Source organism: Polaromonas sp. A23 (genome assembly GCF_002001015.1).
Taxonomy (GTDB): Bacteria; Pseudomonadota; Gammaproteobacteria; order Burkholderiales; family Burkholderiaceae_C; genus Polaromonas.
In genome coordinates this window covers 18,580-40,193 of sequence record NZ_MUNO01000022.1, presented here as the reverse complement: position 1 = coordinate 40,193, position 21,614 = coordinate 18,580, and the positions used below count along the sequence as shown (strand labels likewise).

The window sequence follows — 21,614 nt, the reverse complement described above, 5'->3', positions numbered from 1 at the left end:
AGTGAGCAACCGTGGGGGCTAATCCTTAGTGGCGTGGCGCTGCACGCAGGCGATGTAGGCTGCTCCGTCGGGCGGCCTTCCCGCGCGCTGGCTTTCCCAGACCATCTGGCCCAGGCAGTCCATGGCTTCATGGTGTGCGTGATGCAGCGAGTTGCGCCGCGCGGTGAGCAGCTCAACCGCCTGGCGGATGCCGCGCGGCTGGTCGATGGAGCATTGCTCACTGATTGACAGGTGCATGGACAGATGCAGGAAGGGGTTGGTCTTGCCGTCTTCGACGTCGTACATTTTGTCCAGGGCAGCCTCGGCATCGGCAAAATCGCCGTGGTACTCGGGGTGCTCTTCCATCCACTGGCTTGCTATGATTTCAATAGCTTCTAGCGCTTGTCCTGAGCGGGCTTTGGCGTAAACAGAGCAGAAAAACCGGCGGACATCGGCTTGCGAGGGCGTAAACATGCCGCAAGCGTAGCATGGGGGTCGATTTCCGCTGACGCTGTGATGTTTCAGGGGGGCAAAGGAGCTTGAGACGGCAATGTCCTACGCCTTCCGGCGACCACTTCGCTTAAATTACGGCGATGGCAGCGCGATTCCGGCAAGCGCGCGCCGGTTTTCCAACCATCCGGCGAGGAGAGTTTCATGAACGCAATCAGGATCACCGGCATCGTGCTGATCGTGCTTGGGCTGGCCGGTTTTTTCACCGGCGGTTTCAGCTTCACCAAAGACACGACCAAGGCCAACATCGGCCCCATCCAGCTGTCCGTCCAGGAAAAAGAGTCGGTCAATATTCCCCAGTGGCTGAGCATCGGCGCGATTGTGCTCGGCGCAGTCGTGCTGATCATGGGCTCGAGGAAATCGTAGCCCCCACGGTCGCTCACTGCGTGTAGCTCCCGAGGCCTTGCAGGCCGCCGCTCGCCAGAGGCTTCGCTTCTGATGCCTGTCCAAACCTGCGCAAGCAGGTTCGGAGCCGCAGGCACCAGCCCCTCGGGGGCCGCTGCGCCTGCGGGCCGGCAAAGCCGGACCCGCGGCCCCTGCTTGAAAGAGAACGCTCCACTGTCGCTCATCCCTTGCTCTGTGCAGCCAGCAGGCGCGAGATGGCCTGCGCAGCAGAGAGCAGGGCAGGCAGCATGTTTTCCTGCATCGCCTTCGCACTGGTGCGATTGATCTGTCCACTGATATTAAGCGCTGCCACCGTGCGGCCCAGCCGGTCCTGAATGGGCGCGGCCATGGACACCAGCCCTTCTTCGAGCTCCTGATTGACAAGGCACCAGCCTTGGCGGCGTGCCTGTGCAATCTTCTGGCGCAGCGCGTCCAGGTCGGTCACGGTGTGGCGGGTCAGGGGCACCAGGCTGGAGGCCTCCAGGCAGGCGAGGGCTTCTTCTTCCGGCAGACCGGCCAGCAATACCCGGCCCATTGATGTGCAGTAAGCCGGCAGTCGTGAACCGGCACCCAGCGTGATGCTCATGATCTTTCGGGTGGACACCCGCAGCACGTAAACGATATCGGTGCCTTCCAGCACGGCGGCTGAGCAGGATTCCATGACTTGCCTGGCCAGTTCTTCCATCACGGGTTCGGCCAGGTTCCAGATGGGCATGGACGACAGGTAGGCGAAGCCCAAATCCAGAATGCGTGGCGTCAGTGAAAAGTGTTTGCCGTCACTGCTGACGTAGCCCAGCGTTTGCAGGGTCAGCAAAATGCGCCGCGCACCGGCACGTGTCAGGCCGCTGCGTTCTGCCACTTCACTCAGTGTTTGCAGGGGCGCCTGCGCGCTGAAGGACCGGATTACCTCCAGCCCGCGCGCAAACGACTGGACATAACTGTCGCCCGGAACAGGGCGGTCGTGCTGGCCGGTTGGCGAAGCTGCAATTGCCATGGGTGATGAAATCTCCTAAAATTCATTATACGAACATTTGTTCTATATACGAACAGATAAACATCGAAAAAGCAACAACGAAATTGGGCGATGGAGACAACTTTGTGATCAACAAGATAGTCCGTTCGGTGGCTGACGCCCTGGCCGGCGTGAAAGACGGCTCCACCGTGCTGATTGGCGGCTTTGGCACGGCTGGCATTCCGAACGAGTTGATTGACGGCCTGATGGCGCAGGGTGCGAAAGACCTGACCGTCGTCAACAACAACGCCGGCAATGCCGACACGGGGCTGGCGGCGCTGCTGAAAACCGGCCGCGTGCGCAAAATCATCTGCAGCTTCCCGCGCCAGGCAGACAGCTATGTGTTCGACGGGCTCTACCGTGCCGGCAAGCTGGAGCTGGAGCTGGTGCCGCAAGGCAACCTGGCCGAGCGCATTCGTGCGGCTGGGGCCGGCATAGGCGCTTTTTTCTCGCCGACCGGTTATGGCACCGAAATGGCCAAAGGCAAGGAAACCCGCGAAATCAACGGCAATGGCTATGTGCTGGAGATGCCGATTCACGGCGACGTGGCGCTGATCAAGGCCGAGCGCGGTGACCGCTGGGGCAACCTGGTTTACCGCAAGGCCGCGCGCAATTTCGGCCCCGTCATGGCCACCGCTGCCAAACTCACCGTGGCCACTGTGCATGAGATCGCAGAGCTCGGTGACATGGATCCAGAGCACATCGTGACGCCCGGCATCTATGTCCACAAAATTGTGAAGATCGGCCGCGTGGCGACGCAGGCCGGCGGTTTCAAACAGGCGGCCTGACATGAGTTACCAGAAACGGACCAAAGACCAGCTGGCCGCTCGCGTGGCACGTGATATCCACGACGGCGCGTATGTGAACCTGGGCATAGGCATGCCGACCCAGGTTGCCAATCATTTGCCCGAGGGTATCGAGGTCATCCTGCAAAGCGAAAACGGCATCCTGGGCATGGGACCCGCGCCCGGCGAAGGCGACGAGGACTACGACCTGATCAACGCAGGCAAGCAGCCGGTGACCCTGCTCAAGGGAGGCGCGTTTTTCCACCACGCCGACAGCTTCGGGATGATGCGCGGCGGGCACCTGGACATCTGCGTGCTCGGTGCCTTCCAGGTCTCAAGCACGGGCGATCTCGCGAACTGGAGCACCGGCGAGCCTGGTGCCATTCCCGCAGTCGGCGGCGCCATGGACCTGGCCATTGGTGCCAAACAAACCTGGGTCATGATGGACCTGCTGACCAAAAAGGGCGAGAGCAAGGTCGTCAAGACCTGCAGCTACCCGCTGACCGGTATCGGCTGTGTGAAACGCATCTATTCCGATCTGGCCACGCTGGAATGCACGCTGCATGGCCTCAGGCTGATTGATAAAGTCGATGGGCTGGCGCACGACGAGCTGGAAAAGCTGGTTGGTCTGCCTATTGGTATTGCTCCCTAACCATCTCCCAGAGGGAGAGGGAAACTTTCACTAAAGGACACACATGAACCAGGCATTTATCTGCGACGCCATCCGTACCCCTTTCGGCCGCTACGGCGGCGCACTGAGCAGCGTCCGCACCGACGATCTGGCTGCCGTGCCGCTGAAGGCGCTGATGGCGCGAAACCCCAATGTGGACTGGCTCGCTGTGACCGACGTGATATACGGCTGCGTCAACCAGGCCGGTGAAGACAACCGCAACGTTGCCCACATGGCCACGCTGCTGGCGGGTCTGCCGCTCGAATTGCCCGGCACAACGATCAACCGCCTGTGCGGCTCGGGCATGGATGCTGTCGGCACGGCAGCCCGCGCCATCAAGGCTGGCGAAGCCCGCATGATGATTGCCGGCGGTGTGGAAAGCATGAGTCGCGCACCGTTTGTGATGGGCAAGGCCGAAAGTGCTTTCAGCCGCACCGCGCAGATGTACGACACCACCATTGGCTGGCGCTTCGTCAACAAGCTCATGAAAGAAAAATACGGCACCGATGCCATGCCGGAAACGGCAGAGAACGTGGCGGCCGAGTACAAAATCAGCCGCGAAGACCAGGACAAGATGGCCCTGGCTTCCCAGTTGAAGGCGGTGGCCGCGCAGAAGTCCGGCTTCTTTGATGCCGAGATCACACCCGTCACCATTACCCAGAAAAAGGGCGATCCCGTCGTTGTGGGCAAGGACGAGCACCCGCGCGAAACTTCGATAGAAGCGCTGGCCAAACTCAAGGGTGCCGTGCGGCCGGATGGCAGCGTCACCGCTGGCAATGCCTCGGGTGTGAATGATGGTGCTTGTGCGCTGCTGATTGCTAACGAAGAGGCGGCAAAGCAGAACGGCCTCACGCCGCGCGCGCGCATCGTGGGCATGGCGACGGCCGGTGTGCCGCCGCGCATCATGGGCATTGGCCCCGCACCCGCCACCGAAAAAGTGCTGGCGCTGACCGGCCTGAGCCTGGCGCAAATGGACGTGATTGAACTCAACGAAGCCTTCGCCGCCCAGGGTCTGGCGGTGCTGCGGTTGTTGGGCCTGCGAGACGACGATGTTCGCGTCAACCCGAATGGCGGCGCGATTGCGTTGGGCCATCCGCTGGGCGCGTCAGGTGCGCGGCTTATCACCACAGCAGTGAACCAGCTGCACCGCACCGGCGGCCGCTACGCCCTGTGCACCATGTGTATTGGTGTGGGCCAGGGCATCGCCGTGGTGCTGGAGCGGGTCTGAAGCAGAGGAGCTTCGCGGAGCATATCGCCTGATCGCAATGAAAAATATAGCTGCTTGCGCCCGCCGTTAAAGGGCTGAAGGCCGATTTGATACCTGAATATTGGCCCGCGGTGCCCGCGGTGCCTGCGGCGACTGCTGAAGTGCCCGGGCCCGATAATCGGCAGCTTCCTTTGTCGTTTGGCGTCTTGAACCAGCGGCCTTCCCGGCGAACGACCTTTTTCTGACCCTCCTGTGGCTTTTCCACTCATCACCGACCCCTTCTTCTACGCTGTTGCGGTTCCGGCAGTCATTCTGTTGGGTGTCAGTAAAAGCGGTTTCGGCGCCGGTTTTGGCTCGCTGGCGGTGCCTCTGATGGCGTTGGCCGTGACGGTGCCGCAGGCGGCGGCCATCCTCATGCCCATTTTGCTGTTGATCGACATCCTCGGCATGGCGGCCTTCCGCAAGAACTTTGACATGCGGCTGGCGAAGTTTCTCCTGCCGTGCGGCCTGGTGGGCACCCTGATCGGCATGTTGTTGTTCAAGGTGCTCCCCGCCAATGTGGTGGCCGGCATCGTGGGCGCGTTCACCCTGCTGTTCCTGGCGCAGCGCCTGGTGTTTCCGCCCAAGCCGGACAGCCCACTGCCGCCGCGCTGGTTGGGCGCGTTGCTGACCGTCACTGCCGGCTTCACGAGCTTTATTTCTCATGCCGGCGGGCCGCCAGTCAGCGCCTATGTGATTCCGTTGCGCCTGCCACCTGTGACTTTTACCGCCACGCTGGCCTTCTTCTTTTTTGTGATCAACCTTTCCAAGTGGATTCCCTACGCGTGGCTGGGCCTGCTGGACATGCGCAACATGGCCACCTCGCTGGTGTTGCTGCCGCTGGCGCCCATTGGCGTATGGATAGGCGTGCGGCTGGCCCGGCGCATTGACCCGGTGCTGTTCTACCGGATTCTTTACCTCGGCATGTTTTTCACCGGCATCAAGCTGCTCTGGGATGGTTTTCGCTAGGCCGTTGATCCTGTTCTGTCCAGTGTGAACGGGACAAAAACGAGTCTGCATCGGCAACGTTTCATAGTTTGCGCGGCAACCGGTAAAAACTCACACACGGCTGTGACGTGTTTTCGGTGAAAATCGTCCAGATGAAAACAAATGCTTACGTGTTCGCACCGGATGCTGGCGGCGTTGCTGTTTTCTTCATTCCTTTGTTTGCTGTGGTCGCTCCATGACCACCGTCGTTTTTGCGGACCTCGTGGGCAGTACCAGCATGTTTGAAAGGCTGGGCGACGAGACCGCCTCCCGGTTTGTCACGCAGCTGGTCGGGGCCTTGAGCCAGGTCTTCGAACAGCACAACGGCCGGATCGTGAAGTTGCTGGGTGACGGCTTGTTTGTTGTGTTTCCTCAGGAAGGGGACGCGCTGGCGGCATGTATCAGCATTCAGAAGCGTTTTCTGGAAAAGCCCATACGCCCGGGTGGCAGTGGGGCACCGGTGCAGATGCAGATGGGCATTGAGTCGGGTGAAGTGGTCGAAATCGACGGTGACTGCTTTGGCGATACCGTCAACTCCGCAGCCCGTCTGGCTGACCTGGCCGGTGCGGCGCAAATTCTCACCACGCAAAACGTCTGGAAAGCGTTGGGGCCGATGCAGCAGACTTCGCTGCGCAGCCTGGGGCCCATGCACCTGCGCGGCAGGGCCGAAGCAAGCCATGTGTACCGTGTGGAATGGCAAAGCGGGCGCGATGAAGACGCGACCATGATGGGGCGGTCCATGGTTTCCGAGGCCGGGCCTGTGGTGCTTGAGCTGGTGGCCGGTGCGCAGGCCCTGCAAGTCCACGCGGCCACGCCGAAGGTGTCCATCGGTCGCGGGGCGGGGGCGTCCCTGGCCCTGAACGACCCGCGGGTGTCCCGCATGCATGCCACGCTGGAGTGGCGCGGCGGGCAGTTTGTGCTGGGAGACGCTTCAAGTTACGGCACCTGGGTCTATTTTGGCAACCAGAGCGAAGCCGTGGTACTGCGCCGGACCGAGTGTTACCTGGTCGGCAGCGGGCAGATCAGCGCCGGCTGCGAGCGCAAGGAGGGTAGCCCATTGATCAATTTTTCCATCAGCAGCTGACTGGCTATCGATAGAATCGTTTGTTTCCAAACGTGTTTTCCATCGCCAACCGGTTTCCCTTCCACCCATGAGCCTGAACAAGTTAGGTCGCTACGACATCATTCGCGTGCTGGGCAAAGGCGCGATGGGGCTTGTCTATGAGGCGCGCGATCCCAATCTGGACCGACGGGTGGCGATCAAGACCATCAAGGTGGAAAACCTTTCGGCGGAAGCAGCCGCTGAATACGAAGGGCGTTTTCGCACGGAGGCCCGCTCGGCCGCCCGCCTGCAGCACCCCAATATCGTCAGTGTGTATGACTCCGACCGCCATGGTGACATGGCTTTTCTCGTCATGGAGTTCATCCAGGGCGAGGACCTCAAGCACCATCTGGACGCCGGCCGGCGGTATTCGCTGGAAGAGTCGCTGGGCATGGTGCGCGACCTGCTGTCTGCGCTGGACTATGCGCACAGGCAAAGCATTGTCCACCGCGACGTCAAGCCGGCCAACCTGCTGATCGAGGCCGACGGACGGGTCAAGCTGACGGATTTCGGCGTTGCCCGCATTCAGGATTCCGGCGAGGCCACCCGCACCCAGGGCTCCATGGTGGGGACTCTTAAATACATGTCACCGGAACAGGTGCAGGGCGTACCGATCGATGCGCGCGCCGACCTGTTTGCGGTCGGGGTGGTCCTTTATCAATTGCTCACCGGCAAAAGGCCTTTTGATGGCGACACCGACTTCGCCATCATTCAGCAAATCGTGGGTCATGTGGCGGCCGCGCCCAGCACCTTCAATACCATGCTGCCACCGGCCATTGACGCGGTGGTGGCGCGTGCGCTTGCGAAAAAGCGCGATGAACGTTTCGCCACAGCGCAGGAGTTTGCGCAGGCACTGCAGGCCGCCAGTGAGTACGCTGCCGACCCCACCGTTGTTCCACCGGTGAGCCCGCCGGGCCGCCGCGGCGGTACTGCTACGGATACCGGCAAGTCCCGCGCCGGGGGCTCCACCGTCAGGCTGGCTTCTTCAACCGACACCGGCTCTACGGGCTCTACGGTGACGCAGGAGCTGGAGCTGGTGTACTGGAAAGACATCAAGGACTCCGAGGATCTGGAAGACCTGGAAGGTTTTCTCGACAAGTTTCCGTCCGGCATCTACGCTGACCTGGCGCGCCGGCGCGTACGGAAACTGGGCGGTAGCCTGTCAACGGAGGGCTCCGGCACCGGAACGGCATCCATTACCTTGGCCACCCCTCCCGAGGAGCGCAGCGAGTGGACCCGACTCCAGACGCAGAGCGAGCCGGTGGCACCTGCCAACTCGCCGGTTGTTGCGGCTAATGCAGCCGTTTCTCAGGACCCTGACGCAACGCAGATGGGTTCCGGGGCTACCGAGGCTGCAGCGGTTGTTGCTGTGGCGCCCCAGCCTCAAAGTGTGGATGAAGATCCAACCTGGACGCGGGCCCAGCCTCGTGCCGCCCTTTCATCTGACGCGCAGGTGGTGGTGCCTCCAACAATCGCCGGGAGCGTTCAACCGGCGCGGCGAAGCTGGGCGATTCCCTTGGCCGCGACGGCCGGCGTGGCCGTGCTTGTGGTGGCCGTCCTGGCTTTGAAGCCCGGTTCCAGCCCATCACCGGTGGCAGAGGCGGTGCCGGCAGGTGGCGTGGTGCCGGCAACCGCTGCTGCCACGACTGCCGCCAAACCGGGGGTATCCCCGGCGATGGCAGCGCAGGCGCCAGCCTTCAGTCCCGTGGCCAAGCGGGTGCAGCCCGTTTCACCCGCCAAGCCGTTGGTACCGAAGGCCGTTACCGCGGCCAAACCGGGGGCGGAAGCGACGGTGCCGGTGGCCGTGCCCGAAAGCGCCGGAGCCGCCCAAGCCCAGGTCCAGGCATCCGGTCCCAGGCAGGCCTGCGAAAACCGGATTTTTTTGGGTTTTCAGATCTGCATGAACGAGCAGTGCGCCAAACCAGCGTTCAGCAAGCACCCGGTTTGTGTTGAGCGGCGCGCAGCGGAGGAGCGGCGTAAGGAGTCGCAGGACGCGCAGCGGTTCTGAGCGAGAAGTTCGCCAGGCTTTCACCTGATTTGCTATAAAAACAGGAGCTGCTTGCCCCCGTTGTTAAAGGGCCTGAGGTCTATTTGGTATAAAGAAACGCGGGGGACGGCCGTATTGCTGCAATGCAGGCTTCTTAGGCGCGGGGCGGCCGTGAAAGTGCCGATTTTGGCCATAGCTGTGGCTGCCGTTACCATAGCGCAATAATTCCGGGAGATTTGTATGCCTGTGGTTGTGATTGCAAATCCGAAGGGCGGCGTCGGCAAATCGACAATGTCCACCAATGTGGCGGGTTATTTCGCCAGTCAGGGCCATGCGGTCATGCTGGGCGATGCGGACCGCCAGCAATCGTCCCGGCTGTGGCTGGGCTTGCGCCCCCCGGCGGCGCGGCCGATTGCCACCTGGGAAGTCAACGCCGACATGATTGTCAAGCCGCCCAAGGGCATTACCCACGTGGTGCTGGACACGCCCGCAGGCCTTCACGGCTGGCGTTTCAACGATGTGCTCAAACTGGCTGACAAGGTGATCGTGCCCCTGCAGCCCAGCGTCTTTGATATTTTTGCCACACGCAGTTTTCTGGACCAGCTTGCCGAACATCGCCACGCGGGCAAGATGCAGGTGGGTATTGTGGGTATGCGGGTCGACGCCCGCACCATCGCGGCCGACAAGCTGCGCGGTTTTGTCGAAGGCCTCGGCTTGCCGGTGCTTGGCTATCTGCGCGACACGCAGAACTATATTCATCTGGCGGCCCGCGGGCTCACCGTATTTGATGTGGCACCGGGCCGGGTGGAAAAAGACCTCGAACAATGGCAGGGAATCTGCCGCTGGCTTGACCAGTGAGGTCGGCCGGGCCGCAGGCGCTCTGCCTGCCGCCCGTCGCTGTGTCGCTGGCTGGACAAGCCTGCTGCGCAGTCAACGTTAAAGTCTGGCGATGAAAACTTTCCAGACTCTTTCCGAGCTGTCGGCCTGTGTTGGCCAGGAAGTGGCTGTCAGCGACTGGCTCACCATTACCCAGGCACAGGTCAACCTTTTTGCAGAGGCTACCGGCGATCACCAGTGGATTCATGTGGATCCGGAGAAGGCTCGCGGCGGACCTTTTGGCGGGCCGATCGCGCATGGTTTCCTGACGCTGTCGCTGTTGCCCAAGTTTTTTGAATCTTCGTTTGAAATCGTGCAGAGCCGCATGGGCGTGAACTATGGCTTGAATAAGGTGCGTTTCGTGGCGCCGGTACCGGTGGGAAGCCGGTTGCGCGCCCGCATGAAACTGCTCGCTTGCCAGCCCATTGAAAACGACGGGGTGCAGATGACCTGGGAGGTCACGGTGGAACGCGAAGGCGCAGCCAAGCCGGTCTGCGTGGCTGAATCACTGGTGCGGCGCTACGCCTGAGTTTGCTGGCGCGAATAAAAAAATCCCGCCGGAAGGCGGGATTTTTTATGGAACCTGAATGAATTGCTCCGGCCCGCAAGGGCCGGAGCGGTTTATCAGGAGTAGTTGTTGAGTTGTGGCAGTCCACCAGCCTTTTTGGCAGCCTGGTAGTCAGCCTTGACCGCTTCGCGGCTCAGCGAAGTTGTAACCGGCTTGATGTTGTAGTCCTGGCCTTCAATCGTAGGAGGAAGGCCGCCGGCCTTCTTCGCAGCCTGGTAGTCGGCTTTCACGGCTTCGCGGGTCAGCGTGCTGGGGCCGGAAGGTGCGTGACGATCGGCCTCTTGGTAAGAGGAGGCGGCGAAGCTGGTGCCGGCGATCAGGGTGGAAGCAAGAACCAGTGCGGTTGCGGCAAATTTGGTGTTCATGATGGAATCCTTTGAAAAATGATTAGACATTCCGGGCAGGCCGGGAGCTATCGTGTCCCGTCTTGTCCAGCCTCGGTGAGTCGTCTCTATTGGTTTCGGCTCATCGATGAATGAACTTTACTATTGACAACAAAGAAGAAAAACATCATTTAATTCAATTATTAATTGCTATATATGAAACAATAAAGGCTTGATTTATTAGGTACTAACCCTATGGACCGACTTTTGTCGATGCGCGCTTTCCAGCAGGTGGTGGACGATGGCGGCTTTGCCGCCGCTGCCCGCTCGATGGACATGTCGCCTGCCGTGATGACCCGGCTGATCACCGATTTGGAGCTGCATCTGGGTGCCCGTTTGCTGCAGCGCACGACGCGCAAACTGTCGTTGACAGAGGCCGGACAGGCTTACCTTCAGCGGGTGCGGCATATCCTCAACGACGTGGACGAAGCGGAAACGTCCACGCGCCAGCAAACCGATGAACTGGCAGGACTGCTGCGCATCCACACCCAGCCCGTGATGGCTGTATACATCTTGGCGCCGCTGGTGGCAGAGTTCAGGCGTCGCTACCCCAAGGTGGTGCTGGACATCACGGTGGACTCGCCGCTCATTCCCCCGATTGAAGACTTCGATTTGACGATTTTGGGTGCCGGCCCGCTCTATGACGCCAACGTGGTGGCGCGGCCGGTGATTGTGTCAGAGGGCCTGTTGTGTGCCTCTCCCCGCTACCTGAGCAGCGCCGGAATGCCGCAGCAGCCCGAAGATTTGCGCAAACATGCGGTCCTGCGTCTGAGCCAGGCAGGCGCGCGGCAGCGCGAATGGTTGCTGATCAACCCGGAGGAGGGCGACAGGGAGGTCGCGGTTGACATCAAGCCGGTGCTCGTGGCCAACCACACCGACACCTTGTTGCGCGCAACGCTCGATGGCGCCGGTATCAGTGCCCAGCCTCTCGATCTGGTGGCGAACTACCTGCATGACGGGCAATTGCAGCGCCTGATGGCGCCCTGGATCACTGGGCGTTTTACCCTGTACGCAGCCTTGCCCAGCCGCAAGTACGTTCCGGCGCGCGCCAGAGTTTTCATGGAGTTCCTGATTGAGCAGACGCGCTTGAAGGCCGCGCAGGCCGAGCCTCGCCAGACGGACAAAAATACAGCTGGCGCGCCTTAACCGGGATCGATGTTGCCGGCAGGCCGCAGCGCAGCAAAACCGTTTTGACGCCAGGCTTCAAACACCGTCACGGCCACGGCGTTGGACAGGTTCAGGCTGCGCTGGCCGGCCAGCATGGGTAACTTCAGTTGTTGCGCGGGGGCAAACATCGCGCGCACCGCCGGTGCCAAGCCGCGGGTTTCCGAGCCAAACACCAGCCAGTCGCCCCGCAGGAAATCCGCGTCGTGCACAAGCCTGGTGCCGCGTGTGGTCAAGGCAAACAGCCGCTGCGGATCGGGTTGTTCGGTGTCCAGAAACGTTTGCCATCCGGCGTGGCGTTTGAGTTCCGCATACTCGTGATAGTCCAGGCCTGCCCGCCGCATGTGCTTGTCATCCATCGAGAATCCCAACGGTTCCACCAGATGCAGGCGGCAACCGGTGTTGGCGGCCAGCCGGATGACATTGCCGGTATTGGGCGGGATCTCGGGCTCGACCAGAACGATATTGAACATGCCCGATTGTCGCGTGTGAGTAGGTGGGCACTACGAGAAGCTCTCTCCCTTTCAAGCAGGGGCCGCGGATCTGGCTCTGCCAGTCCGCAGGCGCAGCGGCCCCCTCGGGGGGGCAGGGAGCTACACGAAGTGAGCGACCGTGGGGGCCATATCTACCGTGGGGGCTATTCAGTCCTTGCAATGACCACAGCAGTAACCACGGCGGCACCTGCTTCGCGCAAGGCCTGCGCAGCTGCGAACAAGGACGCGCCGCTGGTCATCACGTCATCAACCAGCAGCACGCGGCGGCCTTTTAGTTCGGGCACGCGCAAGGGATCGACAACAAACGCACCTTTGACGTTGCGCAGCCGCGCCTCCCGCTTGAGCTGCGACTGGGGCGGCGTGTTTTTTATACGCAGCAGCAAGCGTGCGTCTGCCTGACTCAGCCTCGCGCCATGGTTGCCAATGGCCTTCACCAGTTCCCATGCCTGATTGAACCCGCGGGTTTCGAGCCGCGCTGACGACAGCGGAATGGGCAACAACCAGTCACCGCGCTGCAGAGCGTTCAGGCTGTCTGCAACCTCCGGCGTGTTCAGCAGCATTTTTGCAAACACGCCCGCCCAGGCCGGGTCCTGACCGAATTTGTAGTCTGCAATGAGCGCTGGCCAGGGGTAGGCATAGGTCACCGCGGCAAAACAGGCATCCAGTGGCGGCGGCTGCCGAACACAGGCACCGCATTGGTCCAGGCCGGTAACCAACGCCAGCGCGCATGTCCTGCAGCGTGACATCGGTTTGGCGAAGCGCGCCTCGCAATGGGTACAGATACGGCGCGCAGGCCAGCTGTGACAGACCGCGCACTGGCTGGCCAGGTTTTTCAGCATCAGGGGAGGGCCGGGTTGGGCAGGCGCAGCAACATCGTGTCAATATACTCGGCGCTTCTTCCCCATTGCCTTTCATGTCCAACGAACGTCCCCCCACCCTGGATCCGATTGCCGTCGCCCGCTGGCAGCGCGTGGCGCCGGCGGCGTCGCCCTGGCTTCACGAAGAAGTGGCGCAGCGCATGCAGGGCAGGTTGCAGTGGATCAAGCTTAAACCGCAGGTCTGGGCGCATTGGGCGGCCGTGCGTGGCGGTCTGCAGGGACACCGGCAACTCGCTGATACCTATCGTGATGCAGAGTGTTTTGTGGAGGAACCCGATGCGGTTCGGGCGCAAGCAGCTATAAAAAATATAGCAAAACCATGGTGGAACCCCAAACGATGGACGAGCCGTGCCGTGCATTTCGAGGCCCCGCCACCCGCCGGTGTGGACATGCTCTGGGCCAACATGGCCTTGCACGAAAGCGCTGATCCGCAGGCGCTGCTGAAGCAATGGCACCGAGCACTCCGGGTCGGTGGGTTTCTGATGTTTTCGTGTCTCGGGCCGGACAGTGTGCGTGAATTGCGTGCCATTTACCAGTTGATGGGCTGGCCGCCGGCCGGTCACGAGCTCACCGACATGCACGACTGGGGTGACATGCTGGTGCAAACCGGTTTTGCCGAGCCGGTGATGGACATGGAACGTATTACCTTGACCTACGAGACACCCCAGCGCCTGCTGCAGGAATTACGCGAGTTGGGCCGAAATTTCCATCCTCAACGGTTTCCCGCCTTGCGCGGCCGGGCCTGGCGCGCGCGGCTGTTGCAGGCGCTGACAGAGCATCTGCCGCGCCAGGCCGATGGTCGGCTCTCCCTGACCTTCGAGATCATTTATGGCCATGCTCTCAAGGCGCCGCCGAAAATCAAGCTCAGTGCGATGAGTGCTGTATCGGTTCAGGACATGCGCGCCATGCTGCAGGTGCCGCGCAGCTCGTCCACAGACGCCAAGAGTTGAGGCATAACAGGCGGAATGGGTCCCCACGGGCGAGGTCTGCACGGGGTAAACCCGGCTACAATCCAAAGTCGAATTTTGGGTATGTTCCCATGCACAAGGCCGCCGAAAGCGTTTGACCGGCGGCAATTTTTTGAGTGCTGCACTGTGTCGCACATCCACCCCGGGTTTCGTTTGACTGCTCCTCGCCATGGCGGCCAGGATTCGCAGGCGGTCCAGTGGCAGCTCAAGCGCAACTGCTCGGTGACGCCGGCGCAACTGCTGGGGCTGTATGTCTCGCTGTGCGTCGTCTCGCTCGGCATTGCCGGATTTTTCTGGGTGCAGGGCGCGACCCTGGTGATGCCCTTTGCATGGCTGGAGTTGGTGGCGGTGGGGTTGGCTTTTCGGACGTATGCCCGGCACGCCAAGGATGGGGAACGCATCGTGCTGCAGGGCAGTTATCTGGTCGTAGAGCTGGAAAGTGCAGGGCGGCTTGAACGGGCAGAGTTCAATCGTGAATGTGTCCGCGTGGAGCCCAGAAGCGGTGACGGTTCGTTGATTGAGGTGTCGGGCCAGGGCAGCTCGGTCAGCGTAGGGCGGCATGTGCGACCGGAGTTGCGGCCGGCACTTGCGCGGGAAATTCGCCACGCGTTGCGTGGTTGCTGAGTGAAGCCGGATGGCGGGGCGTCGGTCCGGGGGTGCCCGGACGGTGTCGGGGCTGACTTTATAATCAATAGCTTAATCAGTCGGTAATTGAGGCATTAAAAGTGATCACGATGAACGTACGCACAACAATAGGGTCAGGCATGAAGCAAGCCGGCGCAGTTTTGAATTCCCTGGTCCTGCAAGCGAGCCGTAAGCTGGCCGCCGTCACGGCACTGCTCGCTGCCTGGATGAGCACCGCAGCCTACGCGGTCAACGACCTGCCTGGCGGCCCTGCTGTCAACCAGCTCAATTTGCATCCGGCCGTGACCAAAATCGCGCAAGAGCAGCACTGGTTGCACTGGTTCATGATGATCATTTGCGTGGTCATTTTCCTGGCGGTGTTCGGTGTGATGTTTTATTCAATCTGGAAGCACCGCAAGGCCGCCGGCCACAAGGCCGCCAATTTCCACGAATCTGCCACCGTCGAAATCATCTGGACCATCGTTCCGTTCGTGATCGTTATCCTGATGGCGCTGCCCGCTACCAAGGTGCTCGTGGCCTCCAAGGACACCACCGGCGCTGATCTGACCATCAAGGCGACCGGCATGCAGTGGAAATGGGGCTACGACTACATCAAGGGCGAAGGCGAAGGCATTGGTTTTGTTTCGACCCTGGACAGCACCCATCGTGAAATGTCGAACAGCGGCGGTCCAAAAGCCGGTGCGGCCCCGGACGACTACCTGTTCAAGGTGGACAACCCGCTGGTGGTGCCCGTTGATCGCAAGATTCGCATCATCACCACTGCCAATGACGTGATTCATGCTTTCATGGTGCCGGCTTTCGGTATCAAGCAGGATGCAATTCCCGGCTTTGTGCGTGACACATGGTTCCGGGCCGAAAAGACCGGCGACTTCTACGGCCAGTGCGCCGAGCTGTGCGGCAAGGAACACGCCTACATGCCCATCCATGTGAAGGTTCTCTCGGCTGAGGACTACAGCAAATGGGTTGGCATCAAGGTCAAGGAAGCCGCTGCGAAGGCCGACGATCCTTCCAAGGTGTGGGTGCTGCCCGAGCTGAAAGCCCGCGGCGAGAAGGTTTATGCCGCAAACTGTGCAGCCTGCCACCAGGCCAATGGCAAGGGCGCAGGCCCGATCAAGCCGCTGGACGGTTCAGCCATCGTTATGGACAAGGACCACGGCAAGCAACTCCAGGTCCTGCTCAATGGCGCGGCCGGTGGCGCAATGCCTTCGTGGAAAGCGTTGAGCGATACCGATCTTGCCGCGGTGACCACCTACACAAAGAACAACTGGTCTAACCAGACCGGCCAGCTCGTCCAGCCCGCTGAAGTGCAGGCCGCGCGCAAATAAGGCCCGGGACCTCCCGCAGATTTAACAAGCATCCGGTCGGGCCATCTGGTCCGGCGCAAAGACAAAGCTACAGGCAAAAGCCACCAAAGGAAGCCAAGATGAGTGCAGTTCTAGACCATCACGATCACGCGCATGATGACCACGACCATGCCCCGACGGGCTGGCGTCGCTGGGTGTTTGCGACCAACCACAAGGATATTGGCACGCTTTACCTGCTGTTCAGCTTCACGATGCTGATGGTTGGCGGTTTGCTGGCCCTGATGATCCGCGCCGAGCTGTTCCAGCCTGGCCTGCAACTGGTCAATCCGGAGCTGTTCAACCAGCTCACCACCATGCACGGCCTGATCATGGTGTTCGGTGCCATCATGCCGGCCTTCGTCGGTTTTGCGAACTGGATGATCCCGCTGCAGATCGGCGCGGCCGACATGGCTTTTGCCCGCATGAACAACTTCAGCTTCTGGCTGCTGATTCCTGCCGGTCTGATGATCGTCGGCTCTTTCTTCATGCCCGGTGGCGCTCCTGCCGGCGGCTGGACGCTGTATGCGCCGTTGTCATTGCAGATGGGCCCGTCCATGGACGCCGGCATTTTTGCACTGCACATCCTCGGCGCTTCGTCCATCATGGGTTCGATCAACATCATCGTGACCATTCTGAACATGCGCGCACCCGGCATGACACTGATGAAGATGCCGATGTTCTGCTGGACCTGGCTGATCACCGCCTACCTGCTGATCGCCGTGATGCCCGTGCTGGCCGGCGCCATCACGATGACACTGACCGACCGTCACTTCGGCACCAGCTTCTTCAACCCCGCCGGCGGTGGCGACCCGGTGATGTTTCAGCACATTTTCTGGTTCTTCGGCCACCCCGAGGTCTACATCATGATCTTGCCGGCCTTCGGCATCATCAGCCAGATCATTCCGGCCTTTGCCCGCAAACGCCTGTTTGGCTACGCCTCCATGGTGTACGCCACCGGCTCCATCGCCATCCTGAGTTTTGTCGTCTGGGCGCACCACATGTTCACCACCGGCATGCCCGTGACCGGCCAGCTGTTCTTCATGTACTCGACCATGCTGATTGCCGTGCCGACCGGCGTGAAGATCTTCAACTGGATCGCGACCATGTGGAAGGGCTCCATGACCTTCGAGACGCCCATGCTGTTTGCCGTCGGTTTCATTTTCGTGTTCACCATGGGCGGCTTCACCGGCCTGATCCTGGCCGTCGCGCCGATTGACATCCAGGTGCAGGACACCTATTACGTGGTGGCCCACTTCCACTACGTGCTGGTGGCGGGCTCGCTCTATGCGCTGTTTGCCGGTTATTACTACTGGTCGCCCAAGTGGACCGGCGTGATGTACAACGAAACCCGCGGCAAAATCCACTTCTGGTGGTCGCTGATTTCCTTCAACGTGACTTTCTTCCCGATGCACTTCCTGGGCCTGGCCGGCATGCCGCGCCGTTACGCCGACTATCCGATGCAGTTTGCAGATTTCAATGCGATCGCCAGCGTGGGTGCCTTCTTCTTCGGTTTTGCACAGGTCTATTTCTTCTTCTTCGTGGTCCTGCCCACCATGCGCGGCAAGGGTGAAAAAGCCTCACAACGGCCATGGAACGATCCTGATGGCGCCGGAGCCGAAGGCCTGGAGTGGGAAGTGGCCTCGCCCGCACCCTTCCACACCTTCGAGACGCCTCCGCGCCTTGATGCCACGGCAACCAAGGTGATTGGTTACTGAGCCGTTCTGAAGAGATAGCCTGCGTGCCATGACACCTGAACAGAAAAAGAACAATCTGCGGTTGGGGCTGATCCTCGCCTCGATAGCGGTGGTGTTCTTTCTCGGCATCATGGCCAAGCTGGTCTTTTTCGGCAAAGGCTGAAACATGGGCCTGAAACGCGAAAATTTCCGGATGCTGGGCAAGCTGGGCGTGATTGTGCTCGGCATGTTTGCCTTCGGTTACGCGCTGGTGCCCATTTACAAAGCTATTTGCGAGATGACCGGCATCAATATCCTGGCCCTCGGCGACCGGCAGATTCCCGGCGCGACTCCGAAGATGGCGGCCAACACCCAGGTGGATACCAGCCGCAGCATCACCGTGGAGTTTGATGCCAATGCACGTGGCCCCTGGGTGTTCAAGCCGGCGCAGCGTTCGCTGCAGGTGCACCCAGGCGAGCTGATGACAGTGATGTACGAGTTCCAGAATGTGCAGAACCGCACCATGTCTGCCCAGGCCATACCGAGTTATGCGCCGCTGCAGGCCGGAGCATATTTCAACAAGCTTGAATGCTTCTGCTTCAGCCAATACACCCTGGCGCCTGGTGAAAAAAAGCAGTGGCCGGTGGTTTTTGTGATTGACCCCAAGCTCTCGAAAGACGTGGCCACCATCACGTTGTCCTATACGTTTTTTGAGGTTGGCGGAAAAACGCCGGCTGCACCTGTAGCAGGCCCGGTTGCTGCAGTTGATCTGGCTGTTCAGCGCCCGGGATCGGGCGTATGAGCACGCCGCTGACGCAGCGCAAGGGCTCGATCTGGCGCACCATCAAGGCGGTGGGTTGGTCATTCGTCGGGTTGCGCAGCCGGGGTGAGTACGAAAAAGATGTTGAGCAGCTCAACCCGGTGCACATTGTCATTGCGGCATTGGTGGGTGTGTTGGTTTTTGTTGGCGGCCTGATTCTTCTGGCCACCTGGGTGGTGGGCAAATAGCGGGGGCGCCCGACCGGCCATCATTGATTTTTGAATACTAGAATTTAGCGAAACAGGAGTTGGAAATGTCTTCAGCAGCACATGCAGGAACCCCGTATTACTTCGTTCCGGCGCCTTCGGCTTATCCGGTGATGGCGGCTATCGGACTGTTTTTCGTCTTTTTTGGCGGAGGTCAGTGGATCAATGGCGCTGGCTGGGGTGCTTACTCTCTGGCTTTTGGCATGGCCTGGTGGCTTGCCGTGCTGTTCCTGTGGTTTCGTACCGCCGTGACCGAAAGTGAAGGTGGGCTCTATGGCCACAAGGTCGAGTTGTCCTACCGCTGGAGCATGAGCTGGTTCATTTTCTCGGAAGTCATGTTTTTCGGTGCCTTCTTCACGGCTTTGTGGTGGGCGCGTGTGCATTCCGTTCCGGAACTCGGCGGCCTGGAAAATGCCTTGCTCTGGCCTGATTTCAAGGCAGTTTGGCCCAGTGTTGCTCCGGGTGTGACCGCGTCCCCTGCCGACATCATCGAGCCGTTCACGACCATGGGACCGTTCTGGTTGCCGACCATCAACACCGCTTTGCTGCTCAGCTCCGGCGTCACGCTGACCATCGCCCACCACGCGCTGCGCGAGAATCATCGCGGCAAGACGATTGCATTCATGTGGATGACCGTGCTTCTCGGCGTGATTTTCCTGTGCGTGCAGGGCTACGAATATTCCCACGCGTATTCAGAATTGAATCTGAAATTGTCTTCCGGCGTGTATGGCTCGACCTTTTTCATGCTCACAGGCTTTCACGGTTTTCACGTGTTTGTGGGCATGTTGATGCTGCTGTTCATCACCCTGCGCCTGCAAAAAGGCCATTTCACTCCCGAACGCCACTTTGGCTTTGAGGGCGCTGCATGGTATTGGCATTTTGTGGACGTGGTCTGGCTCGGCCTGTACATGCTGGTCTACTGGCTCTGAGGCGGCGCGGCAGGGCCGCCACGGCGCAAGCTGTGCTGCTTTGTGCAACAACAAAACAAAGAAAAAAGGCCGCGAACAGCGGCCTTTGTTTTTGAACTTAATTATTTGCCTGCGGCAATGCCGGTGGGCTGGATATAGCCCAGTTTCCAGGCGATCAGGATGCACAGAAACAGCAGGATGGAAAACCCCACACGAAAGGCCAGCGCGCGCGCCATGTTGCTGGTTTTGGCTTTGCCGTTGCTGCCGTCCTTGAGCATGAAAAACAGTGCTGATCCCAGGCTGGCGAGGATGGCCAAAAATGCAAGTGCTACGAGGTAAGTCATGAGCAGGATTATCCGCGCATGAATGCCTCCCTGCAGAGCGCCCGCTTCTGGGTGGTGACGGTGGCTGCCGTGCTGACAGTCGCGCTGACTTTTTCCCTGGGCAACTGGCAGTTGCGCCGCGCAGCGGAGAAAACAGCGTTGCAAACGGCCATTGAACAAAGAAATACGCTTCCAGCCCTTGATAATCGGGCGCTGTTAGCTACTGAAAATATAGCAAATGTGTTGCACCGGCAGGCGCTGCTTCAGGGCGTGTGGCAGGAGGCGCACACGGTGTACCTGGAGAATCGGCCCATGGGCGGCAGGTCGGGTTTCTGGGTGGTGACGCCTTTGGCGCTGGAAAATGGCCGGCCGTGGATTCTGGTGCAGCGTGGCTGGATTCCGCGTGACTTCGCCGACCGCACACGGCTTCCTGCCACTTCAACGCCGCCAGGCCTCGTCAGTGTGCGCGGCCGCATGGCCCCGCCACCGTCCAAGCTATACGAGTTCGAAGGCGTGCAAAACGGGCGTATCCGGCAAAATCTCGACGTCGCTGCTTTCAGCGCTGAAATTGGCCAGCCCCTGTTGATGGTTTCGTTGCTGCAAACAGGGCCGGCAAGCGAAGGACTGCTGCGTGACTGGGCGGCGCCCGCTGTTGGCGTCGACAAACATTACGGTTATGCCTTCCAGTGGTTTGGCCTGTGCGCCCTGGTTGCCGGCTTGTATCTATGGTTCCAGCTGATTTCCCCGCGCCGCAAAAAGCGGCACGCGTCTCACCCCCAACCCTGAACGGCGATTTCAACGTGCAACATCCCCAGCCCGATTCCTCCCTGTCATCTGCAGGCCGCGCCGCAGCAGCCGGTCAGGACCAGCCGCTGGGCCTGACCGTGCATGCCATGCCACAGCCCGGTGCAATGGCTGCCAGTGCCCCTGACACACGTTCGGGCCGCTGGAAAATGCTGGCGGTGCTGTTGGTGTGTGCAGCGCCTGTCGTTGCCTCCTACTTCACCTACTACGTGATTCGCCCCGAAGGCCGGCGCAACTATGGCGAGTTGATTGACCCGCAGCGCCCGCTTCCGGCCCTGGCGGCGGTCGCACCGGACGGCAACCGCATAGAGTTGACCGCGCTCAAGGGCCAGTGGCTGCTGGTCAGCGTTGCGGGCGGCGCCTGCGACAGCGCCTGCCAGCAGTCCCTCTATTTTCAGCGCCAGCTGCGCGAGTCACTGGGGCGCGAGAAGGACCGGCTGGACCGGGTATGGCTGGTCAGTGATGAGGCGGCGATTCCCGACAAGCTCAAACCAGCGCTGCAGGGCGCCACGGTGCTGCGTGTGGCCGGCCTGGACCAGTGGCTGCAGGCCGCCGCCGGCCAGCGCCTGCAAGACCACCTCTATGTGGTGGATCCGCTGGGCAACTGGATGATGCGATTTCCTGCAGGCTTGGACGCCGCTGGCGCAGCCAGCGCCAAACGCGACCTGGAGCGCCTGATGCGTGCTTCCAGTTCGTGGGACAAAGCCGGCAGGCTATGACCCCCACGCTTTTCACTGCGCCTTCGGCTGCGTGTAATGCGCTGCCCCCCGTGGGGGCCGCCCGCCTGCGGCCCGGCAAAGCCGGTTCCGCGGCTCGAACTGGCACAGGAGGGGAGATGTCGCACGCGGCTGTTGCCAGCAGGGGCCGCGGGTCCGGCTCCGCCGGCCCGCAGGCGCAGC

Annotated in this window: 26 protein-coding genes; 20 read left to right on the top strand and 6 right to left on the bottom strand. The window is 60.9% G+C overall.

Features of this window, described 5'->3' with window-relative positions:
• Positions 1-18: 18 nt before the first annotated feature.
• Complete coding sequence (locus tag B0B52_RS11560; RefSeq protein ID WP_077593797.1) at positions 19-453, bottom strand: DUF1841 family protein; 435 nt, start codon at positions 451-453, stop codon at positions 19-21.
• A 180-nt stretch (positions 454-633) separates the two neighbouring features.
• Here B0B52_RS11560 and B0B52_RS11555 point away from each other — a divergent pair, with 180 nt between their 5' ends.
• Positions 634-855 (top strand): hypothetical protein, encoded by a 222-nt coding sequence (locus B0B52_RS11555; RefSeq protein WP_174575489.1) that lies wholly within the window; start codon positions 634-636, stop codon positions 853-855.
• A 199-nt stretch (positions 856-1,054) separates the two neighbouring features.
• On the opposite strand, the gene B0B52_RS11550 is transcribed toward B0B52_RS11555, so the two are convergent.
• On the bottom strand, positions 1,055-1,867 hold the full coding sequence (locus B0B52_RS11550) for an IclR family transcriptional regulator C-terminal domain-containing protein (RefSeq protein ID WP_077593796.1): 813 nt from the start codon (positions 1,865-1,867) through the stop codon (positions 1,055-1,057).
• Positions 1,868-1,971: 104 nt separating this feature from the next.
• Between B0B52_RS11550 and B0B52_RS11545 the strand changes: the two genes are divergently transcribed.
• The 8 genes from B0B52_RS11545 to B0B52_RS11510 all read left to right on the top strand — a co-directional run bounded on the left by B0B52_RS11545 (position 1,972) and on the right by B0B52_RS11510 (position 10,067).
• Entirely contained in the window at positions 1,972-2,673 is a 702-nt protein-coding gene (locus tag B0B52_RS11545) for a 3-oxoacid CoA-transferase subunit A (protein WP_077594082.1), read from the top strand.
• Position 2,674: 1 nt separating this feature from the next.
• Complete coding sequence (locus B0B52_RS11540; protein ID WP_077593795.1) at positions 2,675-3,322, top strand: 3-oxoacid CoA-transferase subunit B; 648 nt, start codon at positions 2,675-2,677, stop codon at positions 3,320-3,322.
• A gap of 43 nt (positions 3,323-3,365) precedes the next feature.
• Positions 3,366-4,568 carry a 3-oxoadipyl-CoA thiolase gene (gene pcaF / locus B0B52_RS11535; RefSeq protein WP_077593794.1) on the top strand — a complete coding sequence of 401 codons (1,203 nt, stop codon included), beginning with the start codon at positions 3,366-3,368 and terminating at the stop codon, positions 4,566-4,568.
• A 231-nt stretch (positions 4,569-4,799) separates the two neighbouring features.
• Positions 4,800-5,555: a sulfite exporter TauE/SafE family protein gene (locus B0B52_RS11530; RefSeq protein WP_077593793.1), complete on the top strand. Its 756-nt coding sequence runs from the start codon at positions 4,800-4,802 to the stop codon at positions 5,553-5,555.
• Between the two features lie 214 nt (positions 5,556-5,769).
• A complete protein-coding gene (locus B0B52_RS11525; RefSeq protein ID WP_077593792.1) occupies positions 5,770-6,657 on the top strand; it encodes an adenylate/guanylate cyclase domain-containing protein in 888 nt (295 codons plus the stop codon).
• 67 nt (positions 6,658-6,724) lie between these two features.
• Positions 6,725-8,683 carry a serine/threonine-protein kinase gene (locus B0B52_RS11520; protein ID WP_077593791.1) on the top strand — a complete coding sequence of 653 codons (1,959 nt, stop codon included), beginning with the start codon at positions 6,725-6,727 and terminating at the stop codon, positions 8,681-8,683.
• Positions 8,684-8,902: 219 nt separating this feature from the next.
• On the top strand, positions 8,903-9,520 hold the full coding sequence (locus tag B0B52_RS11515; RefSeq protein WP_077593790.1) for a ParA family protein: 618 nt from the start codon (positions 8,903-8,905) through the stop codon (positions 9,518-9,520).
• Positions 9,521-9,611: 91 nt separating this feature from the next.
• Positions 9,612-10,067, top strand: coding sequence for a MaoC family dehydratase (locus B0B52_RS11510; protein ID WP_077593789.1), 456 nt, complete (start codon positions 9,612-9,614; stop codon positions 10,065-10,067).
• Between the two features lie 95 nt (positions 10,068-10,162).
• Here the strand turns inward: B0B52_RS11510 and B0B52_RS11505 are convergent, their stop codons facing one another.
• Positions 10,163-10,471: a DUF4148 domain-containing protein gene (locus B0B52_RS11505; protein ID WP_168173539.1), complete on the bottom strand. Its 309-nt coding sequence runs from the start codon at positions 10,469-10,471 to the stop codon at positions 10,163-10,165.
• Positions 10,472-10,684: 213 nt separating this feature from the next.
• On the opposite strand from B0B52_RS11505, the gene B0B52_RS11500 reads away from it, so the two are divergent.
• Positions 10,685-11,635 (top strand): LysR family transcriptional regulator, encoded by a 951-nt coding sequence (locus B0B52_RS11500; protein ID WP_077593787.1) that lies wholly within the window; start codon positions 10,685-10,687, stop codon positions 11,633-11,635.
• Here the strand turns inward: B0B52_RS11500 and B0B52_RS11495 are convergent.
• The gene (locus B0B52_RS11495; RefSeq protein ID WP_077593786.1) at positions 11,632-12,126 is read right to left on the bottom strand and encodes a tRNA (cytidine(34)-2'-O)-methyltransferase; all 495 of its coding nucleotides are present in this window, start codon (positions 12,124-12,126) and stop codon (positions 11,632-11,634) included. The genes B0B52_RS11500 and B0B52_RS11495 overlap by 4 nt on opposite strands.
• Before the next feature lie 164 nt (positions 12,127-12,290).
• A complete protein-coding gene (locus B0B52_RS11490; protein ID WP_077593785.1) occupies positions 12,291-12,986 on the bottom strand; it encodes a ComF family protein in 696 nt (231 codons plus the stop codon).
• Positions 12,987-13,060: 74 nt separating this feature from the next.
• Here B0B52_RS11490 and B0B52_RS11485 point away from each other — a divergent pair, with 74 nt between their 5' ends.
• The 8 genes from B0B52_RS11485 to B0B52_RS11455 all read left to right on the top strand — a co-directional run bounded on the left by B0B52_RS11485 (position 13,061) and on the right by B0B52_RS11455 (position 19,609).
• The gene (locus B0B52_RS11485; RefSeq protein ID WP_077594081.1) at positions 13,061-13,975 is read left to right on the top strand and encodes a methyltransferase domain-containing protein; all 915 of its coding nucleotides are present in this window, start codon (positions 13,061-13,063) and stop codon (positions 13,973-13,975) included.
• Positions 13,976-14,146: 171 nt separating this feature from the next.
• On the top strand, positions 14,147-14,617 hold the full coding sequence (locus B0B52_RS11480) for a DUF2244 domain-containing protein (protein ID WP_254425693.1): 471 nt from the start codon (positions 14,147-14,149) through the stop codon (positions 14,615-14,617).
• 227 nt (positions 14,618-14,844) lie between these two features.
• The gene (gene coxB / locus B0B52_RS11475; protein ID WP_254425700.1) at positions 14,845-15,963 is read left to right on the top strand and encodes a cytochrome c oxidase subunit II; all 1,119 of its coding nucleotides are present in this window, start codon (positions 14,845-14,847) and stop codon (positions 15,961-15,963) included.
• 98 nt (positions 15,964-16,061) lie between these two features.
• Positions 16,062-17,696: a cytochrome c oxidase subunit I gene (gene ctaD / locus B0B52_RS11470; protein ID WP_077593782.1), complete on the top strand. Its 1,635-nt coding sequence runs from the start codon at positions 16,062-16,064 to the stop codon at positions 17,694-17,696.
• A 28-nt stretch (positions 17,697-17,724) separates the two neighbouring features.
• Positions 17,725-17,838: a cytochrome oxidase small assembly protein gene (locus B0B52_RS22585; protein ID WP_217349795.1), complete on the top strand. Its 114-nt coding sequence runs from the start codon at positions 17,725-17,727 to the stop codon at positions 17,836-17,838.
• Between the two features lie 3 nt (positions 17,839-17,841).
• Positions 17,842-18,456 carry a cytochrome c oxidase assembly protein gene (locus tag B0B52_RS11465; RefSeq protein WP_077593781.1) on the top strand — a complete coding sequence of 205 codons (615 nt, stop codon included), beginning with the start codon at positions 17,842-17,844 and terminating at the stop codon, positions 18,454-18,456.
• Complete coding sequence (locus B0B52_RS11460) at positions 18,453-18,662, top strand: DUF2970 domain-containing protein (RefSeq protein ID WP_077593780.1); 210 nt, start codon at positions 18,453-18,455, stop codon at positions 18,660-18,662. Before B0B52_RS11465 ends, B0B52_RS11460 begins: the two co-directional genes overlap by 4 nt.
• A gap of 65 nt (positions 18,663-18,727) precedes the next feature.
• Entirely contained in the window at positions 18,728-19,609 is an 882-nt protein-coding gene (locus B0B52_RS11455) for a cytochrome c oxidase subunit 3 (protein ID WP_077593779.1), read from the top strand.
• A 101-nt stretch (positions 19,610-19,710) separates the two neighbouring features.
• Here the strand turns inward: B0B52_RS11455 and B0B52_RS11450 are convergent, their stop codons facing one another.
• Complete coding sequence (locus tag B0B52_RS11450; protein ID WP_077593778.1) at positions 19,711-19,932, bottom strand: twin transmembrane helix small protein; 222 nt, start codon at positions 19,930-19,932, stop codon at positions 19,711-19,713.
• Positions 19,933-19,950: 18 nt separating this feature from the next.
• On the opposite strand from B0B52_RS11450, the gene B0B52_RS11445 reads away from it, so the two are divergent.
• Complete coding sequence (locus tag B0B52_RS11445; protein WP_077593777.1) at positions 19,951-20,697, top strand: SURF1 family protein; 747 nt, start codon at positions 19,951-19,953, stop codon at positions 20,695-20,697.
• 107 nt (positions 20,698-20,804) lie between these two features.
• Positions 20,805-21,434, top strand: a complete 630-nt coding sequence (locus B0B52_RS11440) for a hypothetical protein (RefSeq protein WP_139351925.1) — start codon at positions 20,805-20,807, stop codon at positions 21,432-21,434.
• Positions 21,435-21,614 lie beyond the last annotated feature (180 nt).

Bases quoted from the DNA above. Each gene is read 5' to 3' on its own strand.
- B0B52_RS11560 (WP_077593797.1), bottom strand. From the start codon at position 453: ATGTTTACGCCCTCGCAAGCCGATGTCCGCCGGTTTTTCTGCTCTGTT.
- B0B52_RS11555 (WP_174575489.1), top strand. From the start codon at position 634: ATGAACGCAATCAGGATCACCGGCATCGTGCTGATCGTGCTTGGGCTG.
- B0B52_RS11550 (WP_077593796.1), bottom strand. From the start codon at position 1,867: ATGGCAATTGCAGCTTCGCCAACCGGCCAGCACGACCGCCCTGTTCCG.
- B0B52_RS11540 (WP_077593795.1), top strand. From the start codon at position 2,675: ATGAGTTACCAGAAACGGACCAAAGACCAGCTGGCCGCTCGCGTGGCA.
- pcaF (WP_077593794.1), top strand. From the start codon at position 3,366: ATGAACCAGGCATTTATCTGCGACGCCATCCGTACCCCTTTCGGCCGC.
- B0B52_RS11525 (WP_077593792.1), top strand. From the start codon at position 5,770: ATGACCACCGTCGTTTTTGCGGACCTCGTGGGCAGTACCAGCATGTTT.
- B0B52_RS11520 (WP_077593791.1), top strand. From the start codon at position 6,725: ATGAGCCTGAACAAGTTAGGTCGCTACGACATCATTCGCGTGCTGGGC.
- B0B52_RS11515 (WP_077593790.1), top strand. From the start codon at position 8,903: ATGCCTGTGGTTGTGATTGCAAATCCGAAGGGCGGCGTCGGCAAATCG.
- B0B52_RS11510 (WP_077593789.1), top strand. From the start codon at position 9,612: ATGAAAACTTTCCAGACTCTTTCCGAGCTGTCGGCCTGTGTTGGCCAG.
- B0B52_RS11505 (WP_168173539.1), bottom strand. From the start codon at position 10,471: ATGAACACCAAATTTGCCGCAACCGCACTGGTTCTTGCTTCCACCCTG.
- B0B52_RS11500 (WP_077593787.1), top strand. From the start codon at position 10,685: ATGGACCGACTTTTGTCGATGCGCGCTTTCCAGCAGGTGGTGGACGAT.
- B0B52_RS11495 (WP_077593786.1), bottom strand. From the start codon at position 12,126: ATGTTCAATATCGTTCTGGTCGAGCCCGAGATCCCGCCCAATACCGGC.
- B0B52_RS11490 (WP_077593785.1), bottom strand. From the start codon at position 12,986: ATGCTGAAAAACCTGGCCAGCCAGTGCGCGGTCTGTCACAGCTGGCCT.
- B0B52_RS11485 (WP_077594081.1), top strand. From the start codon at position 13,061: ATGTCCAACGAACGTCCCCCCACCCTGGATCCGATTGCCGTCGCCCGC.
- coxB (WP_254425700.1), top strand. From the start codon at position 14,845: ATGAGCACCGCAGCCTACGCGGTCAACGACCTGCCTGGCGGCCCTGCT.
- ctaD (WP_077593782.1), top strand. From the start codon at position 16,062: ATGAGTGCAGTTCTAGACCATCACGATCACGCGCATGATGACCACGAC.
- B0B52_RS22585 (WP_217349795.1), top strand. From the start codon at position 17,725: ATGACACCTGAACAGAAAAAGAACAATCTGCGGTTGGGGCTGATCCTC.
- B0B52_RS11465 (WP_077593781.1), top strand. From the start codon at position 17,842: ATGGGCCTGAAACGCGAAAATTTCCGGATGCTGGGCAAGCTGGGCGTG.
- B0B52_RS11460 (WP_077593780.1), top strand. From the start codon at position 18,453: ATGAGCACGCCGCTGACGCAGCGCAAGGGCTCGATCTGGCGCACCATC.
- B0B52_RS11455 (WP_077593779.1), top strand. From the start codon at position 18,728: ATGTCTTCAGCAGCACATGCAGGAACCCCGTATTACTTCGTTCCGGCG.
- B0B52_RS11450 (WP_077593778.1), bottom strand. From the start codon at position 19,932: ATGACTTACCTCGTAGCACTTGCATTTTTGGCCATCCTCGCCAGCCTG.
- B0B52_RS11445 (WP_077593777.1), top strand. From the start codon at position 19,951: ATGAATGCCTCCCTGCAGAGCGCCCGCTTCTGGGTGGTGACGGTGGCT.
- B0B52_RS11440 (WP_139351925.1), top strand. From the start codon at position 20,805: ATGCCACAGCCCGGTGCAATGGCTGCCAGTGCCCCTGACACACGTTCG.